This window comes from Enterococcus sp. AZ062 (assembly GCF_051715065.1).
GTDB classification, from domain to species: domain Bacteria; phylum Bacillota; class Bacilli; order Lactobacillales; family Enterococcaceae; genus Enterococcus_B; species Enterococcus_B mundtii.
In genome coordinates this window covers 124,926-145,273 of record NZ_JBIOTB010000001.1, presented here as the reverse complement: position 1 = coordinate 145,273, position 20,348 = coordinate 124,926, and the positions used below count along the sequence as shown (strand labels likewise).

The window sequence follows — 20,348 nt, the reverse complement described above, 5'->3', positions numbered from 1 at the left end:
CTACACTTTCGTTTCACTCATTCTTCCTTCTTCATTGATGTCTTCCATACGGACAGAGACGATTTTTGAAACCCCAGACTCTTGCATGGTCACACCGTATAAGACATTCGCAGCAACCATCGTCCCTTTACGATGCGTCACTACAATAAACTGTATATCGTCTTGGAACTCGCTGAGATAGCGACCAAAGCGTTTGACATTAGCTTCATCTAGCGCAGCTTCGACCTCATCAAGGATACAAAACGGTACAGGGCAGACACGAATAATCGAAAAGAGCAACGCAATCGCAGTCAATGCACGTTCTCCTCCTGAAAGTAAACTTAAACTTTGTAGTTTTTTACCTGGAGGCTGAACTTCGATTTCAATCCCTGTCTGCAACAAATCAGTCGGATCAGTCAACACAAGCTCTGCGCGACCGCCACCAAACATGTTTGGGAAAACGATTTTGAATTCTTGGCGGATTGCTTCAAAAACTTCTTTGAAACGAGTCCGTACCTCATCGTCCATTTCATCCATTGTTTCAAATAATTGATCCTTAGCCGATAATAAGTCATCCCGTTGCGCAGCCAAAAAGGTATGACGTTCATTCACTTGCTCATACTGCTCAATGGCGTTCAGATTTACTGGGCCTAAACGATCGATTTGTTGTTTCAACGAAGCAACTTCTACCCGGCTGTTCGCTACATCCGTTGTTTCTTCATAAGATTCACAGGCTTTTTCATAATTCATCTGATACTCCGTTTGAAGATAATTCAAATGATTATCCAAAATCATTTCCGCACGATTCTTTTGGACCTCTAACTGTGACTGCTCTGTCAAAAGTTCTTTTTGTTTACGGTTTTCAGCTAATAGGTCGGCATCCAACGCATCGATGGTCGTTTGCATTTCTTCACGTGACTGTTTGGCGTCTTCTAGAGAAGCTTTTAAGCGATCTCTTTCTGTCGCTAAATCAGCGATTCGTTGATCTAAGCTTTCTTCTGTCAGTTCGTGATCAGAGAAGTCCGCAGTCAATGCATGCAGTTGTTGTTCTAGTCCTTCTTGTTTGGCTAATGCCTCATTTTTTTGTACGCGTGCGCCACGTAGTTGGATCTGTAAGTGATTGTATTGCTCTTTCAATACGGCTAATGAGGCTTGCTCCCGTGCTTGTTTTTCCTGGATCTGCGCGCGACGTTCTTCCATCTTGTCACTTTCTTGACTCAATGAACTGATTTCCGCATCGATCTCTTGGCGTTGTACTTCTAGTTCTTGCTGTTTTGCCAAAAGCTCTGCCTGTTGTTTTTGGTAATTCTCCATGAATTGTTGCAGTTCACGCGTTTCATAACTTGAGATTTGCTGTTCTTTTTCAAAACGAGTGAGTTCGTTGGCCACATTTTGTCGTTGATTTGCTACTTCTTGTTCTTCAAAGCGTAACTGTTCTCCTTGTGTCCGCAGAAGTTCTTGTTCTTCTGCCAAAACCGTGACTTCTTGTTGCAATGCTTGGACTTTCTTTTCTTGACTTTGCAATTCCTGATCGGCTTGTTGAAACTCACTAGTCAATTGTTTTAATTCTTGATTTTGTGCAAACAAACTTCCTTGATTGCCTCGCTTCGTCGCCCCACCAGTCATTGAACCACCGGCATTCATGACATCACCTTCTAGTGAGACCACACGATACTGGTAACGAATCTGCTGGGCAATGGCATTGGCACTTGCTAAGTCTTTTGCTAATAGAATCGTCCCTAATAGATTGTGAACGATTGTCTGGATCTGTTCGGGATAAGTCACTTGTTCGCTAGCGATTCCGATAAACCCGTCAACTGTTTGCGCTTGTGCAAAAATATGTGCAGGTAATTGGCGAGGTTTGATTGTCGTTAATGGTAGAAACGTTGCTCGTCCGCCTTTTTGTTGTTTCAGATAAGTGATCGCTTGACGTGCATCGCCTTCATTTTCAACAATGACATGTTGCGCTGAACCACCCAAAGCTGTTTCGATTGCCAATGTATAATCAGCTGGAACATCGATCAATTCAGCAACCGCTCCAACGATACCTGAAAGACGTTGTTTTTGTTGCAAGATCAAACGTACACCTTGATAGAAGCCAAAGTAATTTTCTTGGATTTCTTGTAAACTTTTCTGACGTGCCCGCAATTGTTGGACTTGGTTCATCAGTTGATACATTTTAGGCTGTTCTTTTGCCAAGCGCTCTTGTGCTTGTTTTCCTTTTGTTTGCACAAGTTCAAGTGACGCTTTGACCTCATTCAAAGCTTGTTGTAGCTTTTCATGTCGCTCTGTCAACTCGATTTGCTTAGCGGACATTTCCGCAACATTCGCTTCCACTTCCGATTGTTTGGCTAGTGTTTGCTGACTTTTAGATGTCTCTTGGACATATTGACGCTCCAAGTACTTCAATTCATTGCCGACAGTTGCTTGTTCTTGCATTAAATCGACATACTGATCGCGCAATTCTGCCAACAATTCTTTTGTTGATTTTTGGTATTTCTCCAATTCTTGTTGCGTACTCATCAGTGCTTTTTCAGCCTGTTGGATCTCTGCTTCTTTTTGACTAACTTCTTGTGTCAAAGTCGCTTGTAATTCTTCAAAATGAGCCACTTTTTCTTGCACTTCAGTTAAAGAAGCTTGGTATTCTTTTGAGCTCTTTTGGGTATGCTTCGTTCGCTCAAGTAATACTTCTTTTTGTCCTTCTGTTTGCTTTAATTTTTCTGACAACGCTAATAACCTTTGTTGATTTTTTTCGATCATACGGTCGGCCTGGTTATTTTGTTTACGTTTGTCGGCTAATAACTGTTCCTTTGTTTGGATCTGTGTCGTTAAGGATGTTAGTGATTGGTTGAACTGATCTAATTGTAGTTGTCGTTCATCCCACTCTTTTTTTGCCGCTTTGATTTCAGCAATCATCAAAGAAATATCAGTTTCGGTCAATGTTTCTTTTAATCGTAAAAACTCCTTCGCAGCCTCACTCTGGGCGGCCAAAGGAGTTAATTGCTCTTCAAGTTCATAGATGATATCTTGGACACGGCTTAGATTATCCTCTGTTTCAAAAAGCTTTTGCTCCGCCTTTTTCTTGCGCTGTTTGTATTTCAAGACTCCAGCTGCTTCTTCAAAAATCCCTCGACGGTCTTCAGGCTTACTGCTAAAAATCGCTTCGACTTTTCCTTGAGAGATGATCGAAAATGATTCTTTCCCTAAGCCAGAATCCATAAATAATTCTTGGATGTCTTTCAAACGACAAGGTTGTTTATTGATGAAAAAGTCGCTTTCACCTGTTCGACGGTAACGCCGTGTCACACTGATCTCACTATACTCTAGTGGCAAGTAATGATCAGAGTTGTCTAATACGACGGTTACTTCAGCGACATTCAATTGTTTACGGGAATCAGAACCGGCAAAAATAATATCCGGCATTTTCCCGCCACGAAGGCTTTTCGCAGACTGTTCGCCTAGTACCCAACGGATGGCCTCGGTAATATTGCTTTTCCCACTACCGTTTGGTCCAACGACCGCTGTGACACTATTTTCAAACTCAATGATTGTTTTATCTGCAAATGATTTAAAGCCGGCTATTTCAATGCGTTTTAAATACACGAAGTCTTTCCCTCACTTACTTAGTGCTGCTAAAGCATTCTCAGCAGCAGCTTGTTCTGCTAGTTTTTTCGATTTTCCTTGTCCAGTTCCAATCAACCGATCGTCAACGTATACTTCGATCCAAAAAATACGTTCGTGTGCTGGACCTTCTTCATTGATCAAACGATATTCGATCAACACGTCTCCTGCTTTTTGCAATACTTCTTGTAATCTTGTTTTATGATCCATCTCATGGGAAAAAGCACCGGCACGTACCTTCGGAAAAATCACCGTTTCAATAAACGCATGTGCTGCGTCAAATCCTTGATCAAGGTATAACGCTCCTAAAAAGGCTTCAAACAGATCACAAAGAAGCGCTGGACGGGTTCGTCCGCCTGAGTTCTCCTCACCTTTTCCTAACAGGATGTACTGGTCAAAACGACATTCCTTGGCAAATTTGGACAAACTATCTTCACGCACGATAGCTGCACGAGTTTTGGTCAATTTTCCTTCTGGGATATCTGGATACAAACGATACAGATATTCAGAAACCATTAACTCTAATACAGCATCTCCTAAAAACTCAAGACGTTCGTTGTCGGATAGTTGCAAATTGCGATGCTCATTCACATAGGATGAATGGGTAAAAGCTTGTTCAAGTAAGTTTAAATCGTGAAAAACGATGCTATACTTTTCTTTCAATTCTTTTGTTAGCTGATTGTCCATTTCCCACATTCCTTTATGGCTATTTTTTCAATACTTCCTTATTATACTGGTTTTTTATAAAATATGAAATGGTTGAGACAAAAGGTATGAAAAGCTTTATGAATGATATGAATAAACCTCCTATAAAAAAAATAAACTAAGACTAGCAGATACAAAATCCGTTGGATGCTCTCTTTGTTTTCTGATCGTAGTATATTTTTCCTATTGAGAAGTCTCTTCCTTTAGTTGTTCGCCAACACTTAATAATAAATAGGGGCGAAGTAGTCTATCCATAACTTCTATGATACACTTGCCGTGGGAGCTGGAGGTAATACACTATAAAATATCAGATTAGTTGCTTTTGCTGTTACATACGAGATCATAAGCATTGACGCATCGATGATTATGATTTATTAGTTAGAATAATCAACATCCACGATTTTTTGTCTAGTCACGAAAATACAGAAACCATTTGAGTGACGTTAACTGACAAAGGATATCGTCAAAATATAATGTAAGTTGGTGATTAAAATTTTTTCAGTAACTAGTTTTATTTTTGTTGTTGTTTTTGTCGGTATAATAAAAATCGTTGCACAGTTAAATGAAATAATTGGCTTGCTACGCTCAAAAGGTAAAATCGAGACTGAGTTGGTTGAAGCAATAAAAACAATAAAAGAAAAGAATCATTTTTAGCTACTATTTATCTTAGCTAAAGTAGCACAACCTTAGAGAACAGATAAAGTATGAAACAAAATGTTTAATATAGTACAATACTAAACCACTCCCTCTCAACAGATCAATCAACGCTTGAGCGACGATCTCATCTCTTTTCTATCAGAGTGAGATCGTCGTATTTTATTATGAATACTTGTAAAATTTATCCGGTAATCGATACTTAATTGGACTCTCTTCCCCAAATTTTTAATCCTATTTTTTTACAATTCAGCTTATGCCATTAAATCATTCGCTGGTTAATCTCTGAGAAGGAGTTTTCTAAGTTAACTTTGCAATGAGTGATGGAAATCGAGTAAAACTCAGAAAATCCTTCCTCACTAAAAAAAGTGTAAAAAAGACGTTCATTAATATTTCCCCTTGATTTGTATTGGATGTATCGCAATTCATTATATGCTTATACCTACACTAACTTACTTCTATTTATCAGTTCATTCATATCAACTTGCCCACCTAGTTGTTCTGCCAAATCTAAATCATGGGTGACTAAGACAATCGTCACTCCTTGCTCATTCAATTCTTTCAATGCTTCGATCACAAGTTGTCGATTCCCTTTATCCAAAGAGGCAGTGGGCTCATCTGCAAAAACAATTTTAGGGGTTTGCAAAAACAAGTGAGCTAAAGCTACTCGTTGTTGCTCACCACCGCTTAAACGAAATACTTTTTGGTGCAATGAGTCTTCCATTTGGAACTTGCGGAGCGCAGCAATCATTTTTTCCTCTTTTTTTACTACTAACTGTAAATTTTGCTTGACCGTTTCATTATCGATCAATGCAAAGTTCTGAAATAAAAATCCTGCATACTCACGAAAGAAACGTTTTTTACTTTTACGGTGAAGAATTTGATTGTCTATCCATATTTCACCAGAATCAATTGGCTCCAGTTGTCCTAAGCAGTTCAGTAACGTCGTTTTCCCTACACCACTACTTCCCGTGATCACAGTTATTGAACCAGTCTCTACATGTAAAGATACGTTCTCGAAAATCACTTTTCCTTTATACTTTTTAGTGATTTCTTTGGCTTCAATCATATTTGATCACCTCCAGACGTTTTCTTTTTTCTGATAAATACGTAGTGAATAAAAGGATACATAATTCAAATAATAGTAATAGAATCAAAATCTGCCACCAAGCATGGTTGATGAGTAGCAAGATCAACGCAACAAAGGTAGAAACGCCCAATATTATTTCATAATATCTGTGATGCCTCTGTAGCAGAGTCCAACCAGCAATATATTTGAGAAACAGTTTTTTCTTATTCATTTCCACATACAGTAAACTCAAATAGACTTGAATAAAAACAAAGCCAATAAGGATCAAGAACAAAATACTAAGGGTTGTATAATATTCACGTTTCACCTCCATAAGAGATTGATTGATGCTATCTTTTACAGCAATCAAGCCATAAAAATCATGTTCCATATGATTTTCTTTAATAAATTCTTGGACAAGTTGAGGGTCTCGAAACAAGTAAGTCCCATTTGAAATATCCTGTATCCATATTTCGATATTTGGTTGGATCAATGGCAATGACATGGAAACGATAATTGGATTGGAAGAAAAAGTTTTTTCATAGGGTTGGAAGTTATAGTTAAAAAGGACTTGGTTTGCTTGAGTATAAAGAATTTTTAACTCGCCTTCGTATGCTTTCGTCTCATACTCGAAAGAATTTTGATAAAAATCAAGTTCATCCTCTGCTTCTTGAATGATCATTTCTGTATACATTCGCTTATTTTCAGGAATAAGAAGATAGAAAAAAGAATCATCTAATGAGTGTATTGATTGACCTTTAGCATCCTTGATAGCCAATTCTTGTACGGCCTGATGATTACTTAACCAAAAAGCGTCATTTTCAATATAATTTAGTGTCGGACTACTATGACCAAGTTCATTGTCCCTTAGAAAAATCCCACCTGACTGTTCTGATATTTCCAACAAGGGAAGTAACCGTGCATTGATTCGCGCTTGTGCTTTCCTTCGCACGTCTTTACTTTTTGTCGGGTCTACAAGTAGACTTGTATCTCTACTAAATGCTAACTGATAATAGTCAGGGACTCTTGTCCATTGGGAGAGCTGTTGTTCAAGTTCACGCGTCTCCATTACTTTATTTGATAATGTACTGGCTTGCACCGTAACAAACGTGAAGATGATGATCTTTAATAAAAGGTTCAAACTAAATAATAATCGGTAAGGTTTCCTTCCTTTTATCTTATCTGAAATCGTACCGAACGAAAAAATAATCCCACTCGTAAATAATTGAAGAACCCAAATCATTAAATGACCCCAGAAAAAAATCGGTCGATAAAGAAACTGTAATTGTGGAAACCACCAAGAAAAAGCAACCATCAAGAGAGTAAAAATCACACTATCAATGAAACTATCCTTGACGGACACTATCAGCCAACGATGTCCTAACATCTCAATCACACCAATTTTCTTGCGAAGGGAAGCTTTATAAAACAGTAAAGCTAAAATCACAAAGAAAAATAGAATAAAGAAGAGTTGTCCAATACTCATTAATAAACCCGCCGTCAATAACTGAAACCATTTTATCTCTTCAATCTCCAATTTGATTCCTTGATCATGAAAATCAGCGATCATTCCAGATGGAGGGGCTTCTGTTACAATATAAGTCCCCAACACATCTTGATGCTGCATCTCTGTGTAATCATAAAAATAGGTGGCAACATCCGATTTTATAGGTGGAAAAGAGTATTCCGAACGTTCCAACTTGTCAAAGGTATAAATTTCCTTTGTCGTCTCACCAGAAGCGCCAATTCTAAAAACCAGTTTATGTATAGCAATTTGATGTTTTTTTGCATAAGCAGAAATTTTTTGATTGATTTCCTCAATCGTTCCACTCGCTTCTTCAATTACAATGCCCGAATGAGCATTTGGGATAGCACTCTTGATTCCTTCATTTCCGATAAAAGAAATGGCATAAAGGAAACTTAACACTGTAACTATAAATAACCCTCGATAGATTTTTTTCATAATGAAAGAAAAAAGCACCTAAAATATAAGGAATTTGAAAACACTTTGAACAATATTTGAGAAGTTATGAAATATTGTAACTACATTTATATCTTAGCTACTTATGATTTCTATATCCACCACCCTCCAGATCTATTTTTAGTACAAAGCGAGGAGCCTCCACATATATTCTCCTCTGAAGATTGATAGTGTCTTCTGAACTATATAAAGTAACAACAAAAATAAAATTTCCTAATTATTCACCTCCTTTCATATATATTATATACTTTCACATGTTCTAAAAACAGATAATTCCTTTTTTTCCTAATCAAAAAAACCGAGCCAGCCGAGAATAGGAGAATCCTATCTCGAACTGATTCGGTTTTATCATTTAATGATTATGAACGTGAATCTGAAGTTACAGATACAACAGCCCATGGATTGACAGCATCATATGCCCAATTCCAATCTTTAACGCGGTCGTTTACTGGTAATACTTCGTTACGGAACAATGTTGGAATAGCAAAAGCTTCTTCAAATGCGTATTCTTGCCATTTTTTGTAAGCTTCTTTTTGGTAATCTGCATCAAATGCTGCACTTGAATTGATATCATTGATCAATTTTGTGTTTTCTTCTGACTCATAACGAGTGTAGTTGAACGCTGCATTTGCCCCCCATAGTCCACTTGGGTTTGGATCTGTTCCTGTGTTCCAAGCTGCTTGGTAGATGTCGATTTCTGGATCATCATTTTCTAAACGATCATAGAATGAGTTGAATTCGATCAGACGGCCTGTTGTATATTGAACATCTAAACCGATTTCTTTCCATTGTTGTACGTAGTAATCTGCTAATGGTTGCGCTGTTTCGCCACCTGACATTGACGCAAAGTTGATTGTCAACTTGTTACCATCTTTGTCTTCACGGATACCATCGCCATCAACATCTTTATATCCTGCATCATCCAATAATTTGTTGGCTTTATCAATATCTTGTGTGAAGCCTTTTAGATCTGCATCGTGGAAACTTTCAAATACTGGTGGAATCAATGAAGTCGCATTGCTTCTTAAACCAGCATAGAAACGTTCACCTACTGCAGTGTTGTCTAAAGCGTAACCCATTGCTTGACGTAATGATTTGTCAGCCATTTTTGAGTTTGGATCATATTCAACACTTCCACTTTCAGCATCCCATTTACCTAGTTTGAAACCTAAGTAAGTGTATGAAGTTTGCTGACGTCCTAGATTCGTATAGCCAGCGATATCTTGGTATGTTTCGTAAGTATCTGTTGGCATTTGGAAAATCATATCATACAATTTTGAATTCAATGCTTCTGTTGCACTTGCTGTTGGTAATGATTTCATTGTGATTTTCTTCAATTGTGGTGTACCATTCCAGTAGTATTCATTTGGTAAGAACTCTACTGATTCACCAGCAACGATGTTACTCATATAGTAAGGACCAAATGTCACAGGGTTCTTACGGACTTGATCACTTGATTCCATGTCTTTGATAGCAATTCCTTCAAGTGTGTGTTTTGGCGCTGCATATGTCCAAATACCACCACCTGCTTGAAGCATGCTTGGGTTCATTTCTTTATATTCGATTTTAACAGTTTTGTCATCTACTTTTGTAATTCCAGAAATCGTATCTGCACTACCGCTGTTATATTCTTCCATACCAACGATATTACGGAATGTATCATCGTAACGGATACCAGTGTATTCAGAGTTACCGATGATTTCATAAGGGAAAATAACATCATCTGCTGTGACATCGACACCATCAGACCATTTTACGTTGTCTTTAAGAGTGATTGTCGCTGTTTTCGCATCTTCGTCTAATTCTAATGAGGCTGCACCATCGTTTGTGATCGTGAAGTTGTCATCATTTGTAAATAATGGTTCATGTGAAGGCGCCATAAACGCTGCATCAAAGGCATCTTGATAAAATTCCCATTGGAATAATCCTTTGAATTGACTGTCTGTTGCGACTGCAACATTTAACTCACCGTCTTCGATTGCTTCATCATTATTCGTTGTTGCTAATGGGAAAGTCAATTCACTGTTATCCCCATTATCTGCTGAATTATTACCTGACGAGCTAGTTCCGCCGCCATTTCCACACGCTGCTAATGCTCCCACAGATAGCAGTGTGACAAATCCAAAAATCGTTTTCTTCATATCCTATTTTCCCCCTTCACTTCTCTTATCCTAAACGTTGACGCGCATCTGCAGAACGCTTAAATGCTTGTCCAACGTAGTTTATACTCAACATCAACACTAAAATTAGAATTGACGCGGGTAACCAAATCCATTGTCGATTCACTAAAACTTCACCGTTACTTGCATAACCGATCAATGTTCCTAAACTAGGTACATTAGCTGGCAATCCAAAGCCTAAGAAAGTCAAAGTGGTCTCGATCCCAATATTTGCCGCAAAGTTCATTGTTAAGTTGGTGATGATCAATGAACTAAGGTTTGGCATGATTTCACGGAACATGATTTTGAAATCACTTGTTCCCATCGTTTTTGAAGCACTGACATAATCACGTCTAGCTTCTGATAACGTCTTACTTCTGAATAATCGGGCTTTAGCTACCCAATAAAATGCACTCATGATAAAAATAAATGACCAAACGTTATAACGCGAAATGATCGAAACAAACACGATAATGATCAACATGATCGGTAAAATCATAATAAAATCAACAATACGCATCAATACGTTGTCAATGATCCCACCATAAAAACCTGAAAGGATTCCAAGCCCTACTCCGATGATCGACGTAATGATCGTGATAGCAAAACCGATCATCACAGAGTTTCTTGCTCCGATGATCAATTGACCGAAGACATCACGTCCACCTTCATCTGCTCCTAAAAGGAATTTTGATCCTTGAGAAGAGATGGCGCCAGGTTCAGCATACTTATCAAAAATACTAACAAACATTACTTTATCTTGGTCAATAAAGATCGCCCCGATAAAAATAACTAATAGTAAAACAACTAACAAAGCCAGTGAAAAAATGGCTACTTTATCTTTTTTGAATTCTCGTGCAATCATTCGTATACCCATTGGTGGGATACTTTCTTGCGCAACTTCTTTGTTTTTATCACTCATGATCGATTCTCCCTTCTGTTTGATTTTTTTATTGGATTCGTATACGCGGATCAACAATGCTCATGATAATATCTGACAGCAGTGTTCCGACGAGCGTTGCGATTCCTAAAATCAAGACTAAGGCTGTGATTACGGTATAATCACGTTGACCGATTGAGTCAATAAACAATTTTCCGACACCAGGATACCCAAAGATTTTTTCGATAACGACAGAACCAGCAATCAATGAAGTAATTTCATACCCCATTTGAGATGCCATCGGCAATGCTGCATTACGGAAAATGTGACGACTGAATACTTTGTTTGTCGGCACCCCTTTGGAACGAGCTGTACGTACAAAGTCTAAGGATTTCGAATCAATGACTTCACTTCGTAAATACTGGATCGTTACTGCTGTGGCTAAAAAGGCCTGTGTGATCGATGGTAATAGAATGTATTGCAATCGATCCATCCATTGAGCGAAAAATCCTCCCTGGAAACCTAAAGTCTGAGAACCACTTGTTGGGAACCAACCTAAACGATAGCCAAAAACAAACAACATGATCAATCCGAAAATGAATAATGGAACAGCAAAACTGAAGAAGTTATAAATAACAACAGCTTTGTCCAAAATCGAATTTTGGTATCGACCAGCTAACATACCTAGTGGTACAGCAATCAAGTACGTAATAATAACAGTTAAAATAGATAAATATAAAGTATTGACGATTCGTTCTCCAATCAAAGAGGAAACCGAACGCTTATACAAGAAACTTTGTCCAAAATCACCTTGTAAGGCATTTCCGACCCAACGGAAATATTGTTCATACCAAGGATCATTCAAGCCCGCTGCTTGACGCATCTGCTCGATTACAGCTGGATCTTGGTTTGGGTTGATCAATCCTGTAAACGGATCTCCAGGCATGGCTTGCGCTAGCATAAAGATCAACACACTAAGAATGATCACTTGTGGGATCATCAAAAGAACTCTTCGTAGAATCGTTTTCCACATTAGCTAGCACCTCCATCTTTCAACGCTACTTTGTGTGTAGTGGTTAGTGTACGTAAATCATACACTCGCCCTGCTGTATCGTAGTAATCTTTTTGATGTTCGATATACTCACGTTCAACATTTCGTCGGTTTTGTTTTTGTATTTCCCGATTGTCTACATCAATTCGTGGAATCGCAGATAGTAAGCGTTTTGTGTAGATGTGGCGCGGATCATTATAGATATCTTCTCGTGTACCGATTTCAACAAAGCGACCTTTGTACATGATCGCGATGTTGTCACACATGTGTTTTACGACACCCAAGTCATGAGAGATGAATAAATAGCTCAAGCCAAATTCTTGTTGGATGCGTTTCATAAAGTTCAATACTTGTGCCTGAACAGATAAGTCTAGGGCAGATACAGGTTCATCAGCAACAATCAATTTAGGATTCGTTGCTACTGCTCGGGCAACTCCTAAACGCTGTCTTTGTCCACCAGAAAATTCATGAGGATATTTGTATAACGCATCTTCTGGCATCCCAACGATGTCCAATAAGCCTTTGACTTTTTTCTTTTCTTCCTGATCACTTAAGCGTTCAAAGTTACGGATCGGCTCAGCGATAATGTCCAGTACTCGTTTTTTAGGATTTAAACTAGACATTGAATCTTGAAAGATCATTTGGACGTCTTTGTTGTAGCCGATTTTTTTGCGGTTACTTCTTTTCGTGACGTCTTTTCCTTCATACATGATTTGGCCAGAAGTCACTTTTTCTAGGCCGACAACCGCTTTTCCGGTTGTGGACTTCCCAGAACCTGATTCTCCAACTAGTCCGTATGTTTTTCCTTTTTCAATAATAAAATCGACACCGTCTACTGCATAGACATGGTCTGTTACTCGGTTGAAAAACCCACTGCGAATAGGATAGTGAACTTTCAAATCTTTGATTGTAATTAATTCTGACATCTACACCTCTCCTTTTTCGTCTCTAAAGTGGAAATGTTTATAACATGAGCAACGTACCATATGATTCGGTGCGATTTCATGCAAGACTGGATTTTCTTCGTGAGCGCTTGCTGGGATCCAAGGAATCCGTGGCGCAAATCGGCAACCTGTTCGTGGCATATTTTTTAAGGAAGGGACTACGCCTTCAATCACGTGTAACTCTGCCTCGTGATTTCCTTCTTGTGGAATCGAATTTAGCAATGATTGTGTATATGGGTGTTTTGGATTTTCAAATAACTCTTTGACTCCTGCAACTTCAACAAATTGTCCACCATACATCACAGCAACACGATCCGCCATTTCAGCTACGACACCTAAATCATGTGTGATCAAGATGATCCCAGTTTTAGTTTCTTCTTGTAAATCTTTCAGTAAGTCAAGAATCTGTGCTTGAATCGTTACGTCCAAGGCAGTCGTTGGTTCATCCGCGATAATGATCGGTGGCTTACATGCAATCGCAATCGCGATGATCACCCGCTGTCTCATCCCACCTGACAACTCATGAGGATACTGACGTCCAACTCGTGCAGGATTCGGAATCCCTACTTGTTCTAGTAATTCTAGTGCACGTGCTTGTCTTTGGTCAGCCGTCATTTTTGTATGGTAAGACAAACCTTCTTTGATTTGGTCTTCAATTCTCATCAAAGGGTTTAGTGCAGATAATGGATCTTGAAAAATCATCCCAATATCATTTCCGCGGATCTTGTTATACAATGTTTCATTTAATTCAATCAAATTTAAATCATTGTACATGATCTCCCCTGTGATCTTTGTATTGTTAGGATCTAATAATCCCATAATCGTTGTAGCTAACGTACTTTTCCCGCAACCAGACTCACCAACGATGGCTAAGATCTCGTTTTTATCTAAAGTAAAAGAAACGTCGTCTACTGCATCGTAGTATTCATCTTTTAGACGGAAGCCTGTGTGTAGGTTCTGAACATCTAATAATTGGTTATCTGACAATCGAATACCCCTCTCTGCTCCCTCGATGGAAGTTTTTAATAAAAAAAATAATCCTACACTGAATAACAACTTAGCAAAAAAAAAATTAAATAAGTAGCATTCTAAGGAGTGTGTAATTAATTATTAATAATTATATAGAAAACCGTTTTATATTGCAAGATTATTTCACACTGTTGCCAGAATTGTCTGAAAAATCTTACGTAGCTATGTCAGCTCTTAAAGAAGATTAAAAAAAAATGAGGTATGTGGCTAGCCTTCTCTTTATCCTACTATTTTTATAAACTAAGAATCATTATAAAAATCTGCAAAAATCACTCTTTATATAAAAAACAGTTTTAACCGAATAGATATTCCATTTTACAAAAGCATAATTATACAGTATATACGAAATGTAAATGTTATAAAACCACCTATTTCAATCGTATTTATGACATAATTCTCCTCTTTAAAAAAACCCTTTTATTTAAAAATAATGCCTGAAAAAGCCAAGAAATCCTGAAATAGCTAAACTATTTCTGACTTCTTGGCTTTGAGTTGAAATTGGCTTTCGCCAATTCATTCATCAGTTGATGTGTATTTATTCAATTTATTTCAAGTGGTTGCTGATATAATCCACGGCACCGCCGACTGTTTCGATTTGTTCAGCATCTTCATCAGAGATCTCTGTACCGAATTCATCTTCTAGTTCAAGAACAAATTCCATGATACTAATTGAATCAGCTTTCAGATCATCTTTAATGTTCAATTCATCTGTCACTTTGTCTGTATCCATTTCAAAGTGATTTGAAATGATTTTAGCTACCTTATTAAATACTTCTTCGCGCGTCAATTTTTTCACCCCCACAATTCTTAGAACTACTACGTTTTCTTCACCATAGCTAATTTTACTGACAATTTTTTGGAATGTCCACCCTTTTTTCTCCATCAGCTTGTCAATTCGCAGAAAATTTAGTCCTCTTTTTGCTCAAATTGCTCCACCAGTTGTCCTACAACATTGGTTTCAAGCATCGTATGGATTTGACGGATCGTGTAGCGAACTGCATCCGGTCCAGTTGCACCATGCGTTTTGATAACTGGTGCTTTCAATCCAAATAAAACAGCTCCTCCGTGTTTTGAATAGTCCATTTCAGATTTCAAAGAGCGTAAACCGTCTTTTAGTAGTAATGCACCCATTTTACCTTTGATGCCTTCATTCAAGATGGCAGATTTCAATAAGGTCATCATATTCATCGCTGTGCCTTCAATGGATTTCAACACTGCATTTCCAGTAAAGCCGTCGGTTACTACGACGTCTGCCACACCATTTAGTAAGTCACGCGCTTCTACATTGCCAATGAAGTTCAAGCTTGTTTCATTTTGCAAGAGTTCAAATGCTTGTTTTGTCAATTCGCTTCCCTTAGTTTCTTCCGTCCCATTGTTGAGCAATGCGACACGAGGTCTGCCGATCCCACGAACTTTTCTCGCATAAAATGACCCCAAAATACCATATTGTAAAAGATGCTCTGGTTTGTTTTCTGCATTTGCACCTAAATCTAGCATATCAAACCCTTCACCTTCTTTGCCAATAACTGGCAATGTGGACATTAGTCCAGGGCGTTCGATGTTTTTGATGCGTCCAACAATAAACAAGCCAGCTGCTAGTAAGGCTCCTGTATTTCCTGCTGAAAAAATAGCATCTGCTTCCCCATTTTTAACTGCTTGGGCAGCTAAAACCATTGAAGCAGTTTTCTTGCGACGGATCGCCTTAACTGGCTCGTCATCACTATTGATTTTTTCGTCAGTATGGACGATTGTGATATTTGTTTCGTCTGTCAAATATTTCTTGATTTCTGATTCTTTACCGTAAAGAACAAATTCCAACTCAGGGAAATCTTTTTGTGCTAGAGCGATTCCTTCCACAATGGCTTGTGGTGCGTGATCTCCGCCCATTGCATCTACTGCAATTCTCATTATTATTTCCACTCCTTGTCATCATTTTGAAAGTATTGATAATCTGTTAATCAAAATAACGATTATCTTGTTCGCCTAATTGCAACTTGGCTGTTAATGGTTGATATTCAGGTAATAACTGCCAGTCTTTGATTTGCCAGATTGCCGCAGCTTCTTCACGGGCAACCTCTAAGACATTCCCATCTGTTACTAGATCTGCGATCGCAAATTCTGGCAAGCCGGATTGACGGAAGCCAAATACTTCTCCTGGCCCTCGTAATTCTAAATCCTTTTCACTCAAGATAAAGCCATTTGTGGTTTCTGTCATGATTTTCATTCGTTCGACACCCAGTTCATTTTTCGGATTTGCCACGAGGATACAATAAGAAGCCTCACTTCCTCGACCGACACGCCCACGCAACTGATGCAGCTGGGCTAATCCAAAACGATCCGCATCCATGATCAGCATGACCGTTGCATTCGGCACATTGACACCGACCTCGATCACTGTGGTTGACACTAAGATCTGGAGTTGGTTTTCTTTGAATGTTTCCATGATCTGATCTTTTTCTTGATTCTTCATTTTACCATGCAACAAGCCAACTTCATATTCTGGTGCAAATAACTCACGAAGTTTTTCGTAAATTTCCACTGCATTTTTCACATCTAAAGCTTCGGACTCCTCGATCAATGGACAAATCACGTACATTTGATGTCCTCTACGCAATTCTTTATAGGTCCATTCTAGCACGCTATCTAATTGAGGTGTTCGGACCCATCTTGTTTCGATCGGAATCCGTCCAGCGGGAAGCTCGTCGATCACAGATACATCCATTTCGCCGTATGCTGTAATTGCTAAGGTTCGAGGGATCGGGGTGGCAGTCATAAATAACACATCCGGACGCCAACCCTTCTCACGCAATACTTTTCGTTGATTCACGCCAAAACGATGTTGCTCATCGGTGATCACTAATCCTAGATTTTGGAATGCTACACCTTCTTGAATCAGTGCATGTGTTCCCACGACGATATCGATTTCCCCATTTTCTAACCGTTCTAATAGCTCGCGACGTTCTTTTGCTTTCGTTGATCCGGTCAATAACGCAACGGTCACTTCATTTGGATCAAATAATTGGGATAAACTTTCCATATGTTGTTGCGCCAATATTTCTGTTGGGACCATCAACGCTCCTTGAAAGCCAGCAGTCACTGTCGCATATAAAGCAATCGCAGCAACAACGGTCTTCCCACTTCCCACATCACCTTGCAACAAACGCTGCATATGGTGTGGATTACGGAGATCACGGCAAATTTCATTAGTGACACGTTTTTGTGCCATCGTTAATTCAAACGGCAATTTTTTCGTAAATTGTTTTAATCGCTCCACATCATAAAGGATCTCTAAGCCATTCTTTTCAGACTTTTCGGCTTTTTTCAGTCCTTGTAACTGCATCTGGAAAAAAAAGAATTCTTCAAAAACAATCCGTCGTTTAGCTTGATGATTTTCCTCATGATTTTGCGGAAAATGCATACTTCTTACAGCAGTCGGACGATCAAGCAAACGGTATTTTTCAATTAAAGATAGTGGTAAGTTTTCTTCAATCAAATCACTATACTCACTAAACCCTCGACGGATCAGATCGACCAGTGTCGTTTGGCGAATGGATTTGTTGACATGATAGATCGGAGAGAAATCATCTGGACTTTGCGAACCAAGGATCTTCATCCCATTTAGTGCTTTACGTTTCGCATCCCATTTCCCATAAACTGCGATTTCTTCAGATAAAATGACTTTATCTTTCAAATAGGGCTGATTGAAGAAAGAAACATTGAATACTTCATGTTCTTGCATCATTCGAAACTGCAGACGGCTTTTTTTGTAGCCAAAACGACTCATTACTGGCGGAGAGACAACCAACCCTTTTAATGTAACTTTTTCTTGATCTTGGATTTCATTTAGATTTCTTTCTTGGATATCTTCATAGCGAAAAGGATAGTAAGTTAACAAGTCTTCAATTGTATGGATGCCTAGACTAGCCAAGCTATCCGCTCTTTTTTGACCAACACCTGCCAGCACTGTGACTGGATCAGCTAACGAACGCATAAGATTTCCCTCCTTTAACAAAAAAAGGAACTTGGTCAACGATTCGCGAATCGTTGACCGAAGATCCTTTCAAATGATTTTCTGCTTTATCTATCGGCTTCAGGCTGTATTATTCAGCAGAAAATAAATAAGGATAGACAGGTTGATCTCCTTGATGGATCTCGATTTCTAACTCAGGATATTTGTCGCTCAGTTGATCCGCAAATGCTTGTGCTTGTTCTGCAGACCCGTCTTCTCCGGTTAATATCGTGACGATCTCAGTATCCTCGTTGATCATTTGCTCTAATGTAGCAAGTGATGTCGCTAAGATATCTGGATTAGAGATCACGATTTTCCCATCGATCATCCCTAAGAAATCGCCTTCTGTGATTTTCACTCCATCGATCATCGTGTCGCGGATCGCATGTGTCACTTGACCACTGACAACACTTGAAAGCACATCTGTCATCGTTTCTTTATTTTCTTCTAACGTTGCTTGTTCATTGAAGGACAACATCGCTGTCAATCCTTGAGAAACTGTTTTTGATGGAACAACAGCAACTGGAAGTTCAGCCACTTCAGCAGCTTGATCAGCTGCCATAAAGATATTTTTGTTATTCGGTAAGATGATGACTTTATCTGCATTCACTTCATTGATCGCTTTCACGATATCTTCCGTACTTGGATTCATCGTCTGTCCACCACTGATCACGTAGTTTGCTCCTAGACTTTCAAATAACTCTTGCACACCTTTTCCGGCTGCGATGGCAACGATCCCGTAAGGTACACGAGGCTTCGTTTGTGCAATCGGCGCTGAAGGGGCTTGGTCATGTTCTAAGATCGTTTCGTGTTGCAAACGCATGTTGTCCACTTTGACTTTCACTAGGGAACCAAATTTCTGTCCGTAATTCATGACTTCCCCAGGGTTTTCTGTATGAACGTGTACTTTGATGATTTCATCGTCATTAACCACTAACAGGGAATCCCCAAGGCCATCTAGATAGTTACGAAACTCTTCATAATCAAATGTACTATCTACAGTTGGACCTTCACCGATCTTCACCATGATTTCTGTACAGTAACCATAGTGGATATCCTCAGTCGCTAACTGACCTTGCACACTACGATGATGCTCTGCATTCACCATATCGTCCATTTGAGCAGGAGATGGTTCATAGACCTCGTCTGCTTGGTATTCACCATTCAACGCAGTTAAAAAACCTTCATATACGAATAATAGTCCTTGACCGCCACTATCAACAACGCCTACTTCTTTTAATACAGGCAACAAATCAGGTGTTTTTGCTAACGCACGTTTCCCACCTTTAACGACCGCAGTCATGACTTCGATCACATCATCTGTTGATTTTGCTTTCTTCTCACCAGCTTTGGCAGCTTCTCTTGCAACTGTCAGGATCGTTCCTTCGACAGGTTTCATTACTGCTTTATAAGCTGTTTCGACCCCATGAGTAAAAGCTGCAGCTAAATCTGTTGCTGTCAAAACAGTCACATCAGGGATTTGTTTTGAAAAACCACGGAACAACTGAGATAAAATAACCCCAGAGTTTCCTCTTGCCCCCATCAATAAACCTTTAGATAACAGCGCTGCTAATTCTCCTACCTTTTCAGAGGTAGAATCAACAACGGCTTTTGCACCACTTGTCATTGATAAATTCATATTGGTACCGGTATCTCCATCGGGAACCGGGAATACATTTAGGGAATTGACGTATTCTGCATTTTTTTGTAGCCGATTCGCACCGGACTGAACCATTTCCTGGAATTGGCTTGCACTAATTTCTGTTACACTCACCTAGATAATCCTCCTTCAGATCGACTGCTGAACAGTCAGCAAGTCTCCTGCCTAGTCTGGCAGTACACGAACACCTTGCACGAAGACATTTACTGAATTGGCTGTAACACCTAGTAAAGTCTCCAAGTTATATTTCACTTTTTCTTGGACATTACGAGAAACTTCCGAAATTTTTGTGCCATAACTAATGATTGTATAAACATCTACTGCGATCCCATTAGCTTCTTGGCGGACAACTACTCCTCTTGAGTAATTTTCTTTACGCAAAATTTCAGTGATATTATCTTTGATTTGATTCTTGCTAGCCATTCCTACAACACCAAATACATCTGTTGCGGCACCACCAACAACTGTTGCGATGACATCATTGGTAATTTCAATGGTTCCAGCTGACGTTTGAATTTTTACAGCCATGAATGAGCCTCCTTAACGGGTAAAATATTCCCATTTTTCTACTATCACATTTTATCATAGCGTCAACCGAAATAAAAGG

Annotated in this window: 14 protein-coding genes; all 14 read right to left on the bottom strand. The window is 39.0% G+C overall.

Features of this window, described 5'->3' with window-relative positions; translation table 11 throughout:
* The 14 genes from smc to IGJ00_RS00630 all read right to left on the bottom strand — a co-directional run bounded on the left by smc (window position 1) and on the right by IGJ00_RS00630 (window position 20,269).
* Window positions 1-3,582: a chromosome segregation protein SMC gene (gene smc, locus IGJ00_RS00695; RefSeq protein WP_142433299.1), complete on the bottom strand. Its 3,582-nt coding sequence runs from the start codon at window positions 3,580-3,582 to the stop codon at window positions 1-3.
* Window positions 3,583-3,594: 12 nt separating this feature from the next.
* A complete protein-coding gene (gene rnc / locus IGJ00_RS00690) occupies window positions 3,595-4,287 on the bottom strand; it encodes a ribonuclease III (RefSeq protein WP_010734427.1) in 693 nt (230 codons plus the stop codon).
* 1,114 nt (window positions 4,288-5,401) lie between these two features.
* Complete coding sequence (locus IGJ00_RS00685) at window positions 5,402-6,028, bottom strand: ATP-binding cassette domain-containing protein (RefSeq protein WP_438844012.1); 627 nt, start codon at window positions 6,026-6,028, stop codon at window positions 5,402-5,404.
* Window positions 6,021-7,991 (bottom strand): DUF1430 domain-containing protein, encoded by a 1,971-nt coding sequence (locus tag IGJ00_RS00680; protein ID WP_142433301.1) that lies wholly within the window; start codon window positions 7,989-7,991, stop codon window positions 6,021-6,023. Before IGJ00_RS00680 ends, IGJ00_RS00685 begins: the two co-directional genes overlap by 8 nt.
* Before the next feature lie 377 nt (window positions 7,992-8,368).
* The gene (locus tag IGJ00_RS00675; protein WP_071867771.1) at window positions 8,369-10,150 is read right to left on the bottom strand and encodes an oligopeptide ABC transporter substrate-binding protein; all 1,782 of its coding nucleotides are present in this window, start codon (window positions 10,148-10,150) and stop codon (window positions 8,369-8,371) included.
* 25 nt (window positions 10,151-10,175) lie between these two features.
* A complete protein-coding gene (locus tag IGJ00_RS00670; RefSeq protein ID WP_010734434.1) occupies window positions 10,176-11,090 on the bottom strand; it encodes an ABC transporter permease in 915 nt (304 codons plus the stop codon).
* A gap of 28 nt (window positions 11,091-11,118) precedes the next feature.
* A complete protein-coding gene (opp4B, locus tag IGJ00_RS00665; protein ID WP_010734435.1) occupies window positions 11,119-12,081 on the bottom strand; it encodes an oligopeptide ABC transporter permease in 963 nt (320 codons plus the stop codon).
* Window positions 12,081-13,025 (bottom strand): ABC transporter ATP-binding protein, encoded by a 945-nt coding sequence (locus tag IGJ00_RS00660; RefSeq protein WP_010734436.1) that lies wholly within the window; start codon window positions 13,023-13,025, stop codon window positions 12,081-12,083. The genes opp4B and IGJ00_RS00660 overlap by 1 nt, the downstream gene beginning before the upstream one ends.
* Complete coding sequence (locus IGJ00_RS00655) at window positions 13,026-14,030, bottom strand: ABC transporter ATP-binding protein (protein WP_071867772.1); 1,005 nt, start codon at window positions 14,028-14,030, stop codon at window positions 13,026-13,028. It lies immediately after the preceding gene.
* A gap of 586 nt (window positions 14,031-14,616) precedes the next feature.
* Complete coding sequence (gene acpP / locus IGJ00_RS00650) at window positions 14,617-14,859, bottom strand: acyl carrier protein (RefSeq protein WP_071867781.1); 243 nt, start codon at window positions 14,857-14,859, stop codon at window positions 14,617-14,619.
* 119 nt (window positions 14,860-14,978) lie between these two features.
* Window positions 14,979-15,980: a phosphate acyltransferase PlsX gene (gene plsX / locus IGJ00_RS00645; protein ID WP_071867773.1), complete on the bottom strand. Its 1,002-nt coding sequence runs from the start codon at window positions 15,978-15,980 to the stop codon at window positions 14,979-14,981.
* A 46-nt stretch (window positions 15,981-16,026) separates the two neighbouring features.
* A complete protein-coding gene (recG, locus tag IGJ00_RS00640) occupies window positions 16,027-18,063 on the bottom strand; it encodes an ATP-dependent DNA helicase RecG (protein WP_115357093.1) in 2,037 nt (678 codons plus the stop codon).
* 109 nt (window positions 18,064-18,172) lie between these two features.
* The gene (locus IGJ00_RS00635) at window positions 18,173-19,855 is read right to left on the bottom strand and encodes a DAK2 domain-containing protein (RefSeq protein ID WP_142433302.1); all 1,683 of its coding nucleotides are present in this window, start codon (window positions 19,853-19,855) and stop codon (window positions 18,173-18,175) included.
* A gap of 51 nt (window positions 19,856-19,906) precedes the next feature.
* A complete protein-coding gene (locus IGJ00_RS00630) occupies window positions 19,907-20,269 on the bottom strand; it encodes an Asp23/Gls24 family envelope stress response protein (RefSeq protein ID WP_010720424.1) in 363 nt (120 codons plus the stop codon).
* Window positions 20,270-20,348 lie beyond the last annotated feature (79 nt).

Excerpts from the sequence above, each read along its gene's own strand:
- IGJ00_RS00680 (WP_142433301.1), bottom strand. The coding sequence starts at position 7,991 with ATGAAAAAAATCTATCGAGGGTTATTTATAGTTACAGTGTTAAGTTTC.
- plsX (WP_071867773.1), bottom strand. The coding sequence starts at position 15,980 with ATGAGAATTGCAGTAGATGCAATGGGCGGAGATCACGCACCACAAGCC.
- IGJ00_RS00670 (WP_010734434.1), bottom strand. The coding sequence starts at position 11,090 with ATGAGTGATAAAAACAAAGAAGTTGCGCAAGAAAGTATCCCACCAATG.
- IGJ00_RS00675 (WP_071867771.1), bottom strand. The coding sequence starts at position 10,150 with ATGAAGAAAACGATTTTTGGATTTGTCACACTGCTATCTGTGGGAGCA.
- opp4B (WP_010734435.1), bottom strand. The coding sequence starts at position 12,081 with ATGTGGAAAACGATTCTACGAAGAGTTCTTTTGATGATCCCACAAGTG.
- IGJ00_RS00660 (WP_010734436.1), bottom strand. The coding sequence starts at position 13,025 with ATGTCAGAATTAATTACAATCAAAGATTTGAAAGTTCACTATCCTATT.
- IGJ00_RS00685 (WP_438844012.1), bottom strand. The coding sequence starts at position 6,028 with ATGATTGAAGCCAAAGAAATCACTAAAAAGTATAAAGGAAAAGTGATT.
- rnc (WP_010734427.1), bottom strand. The coding sequence starts at position 4,287 with ATGGACAATCAGCTAACAAAAGAATTGAAAGAAAAGTATAGCATCGTT.
- recG (WP_115357093.1), bottom strand. The coding sequence starts at position 18,063 with ATGCGTTCGTTAGCTGATCCAGTCACAGTGCTGGCAGGTGTTGGTCAA.
- IGJ00_RS00630 (WP_010720424.1), bottom strand. The coding sequence starts at position 20,269 with ATGGCTGTAAAAATTCAAACGTCAGCTGGAACCATTGAAATTACCAAT.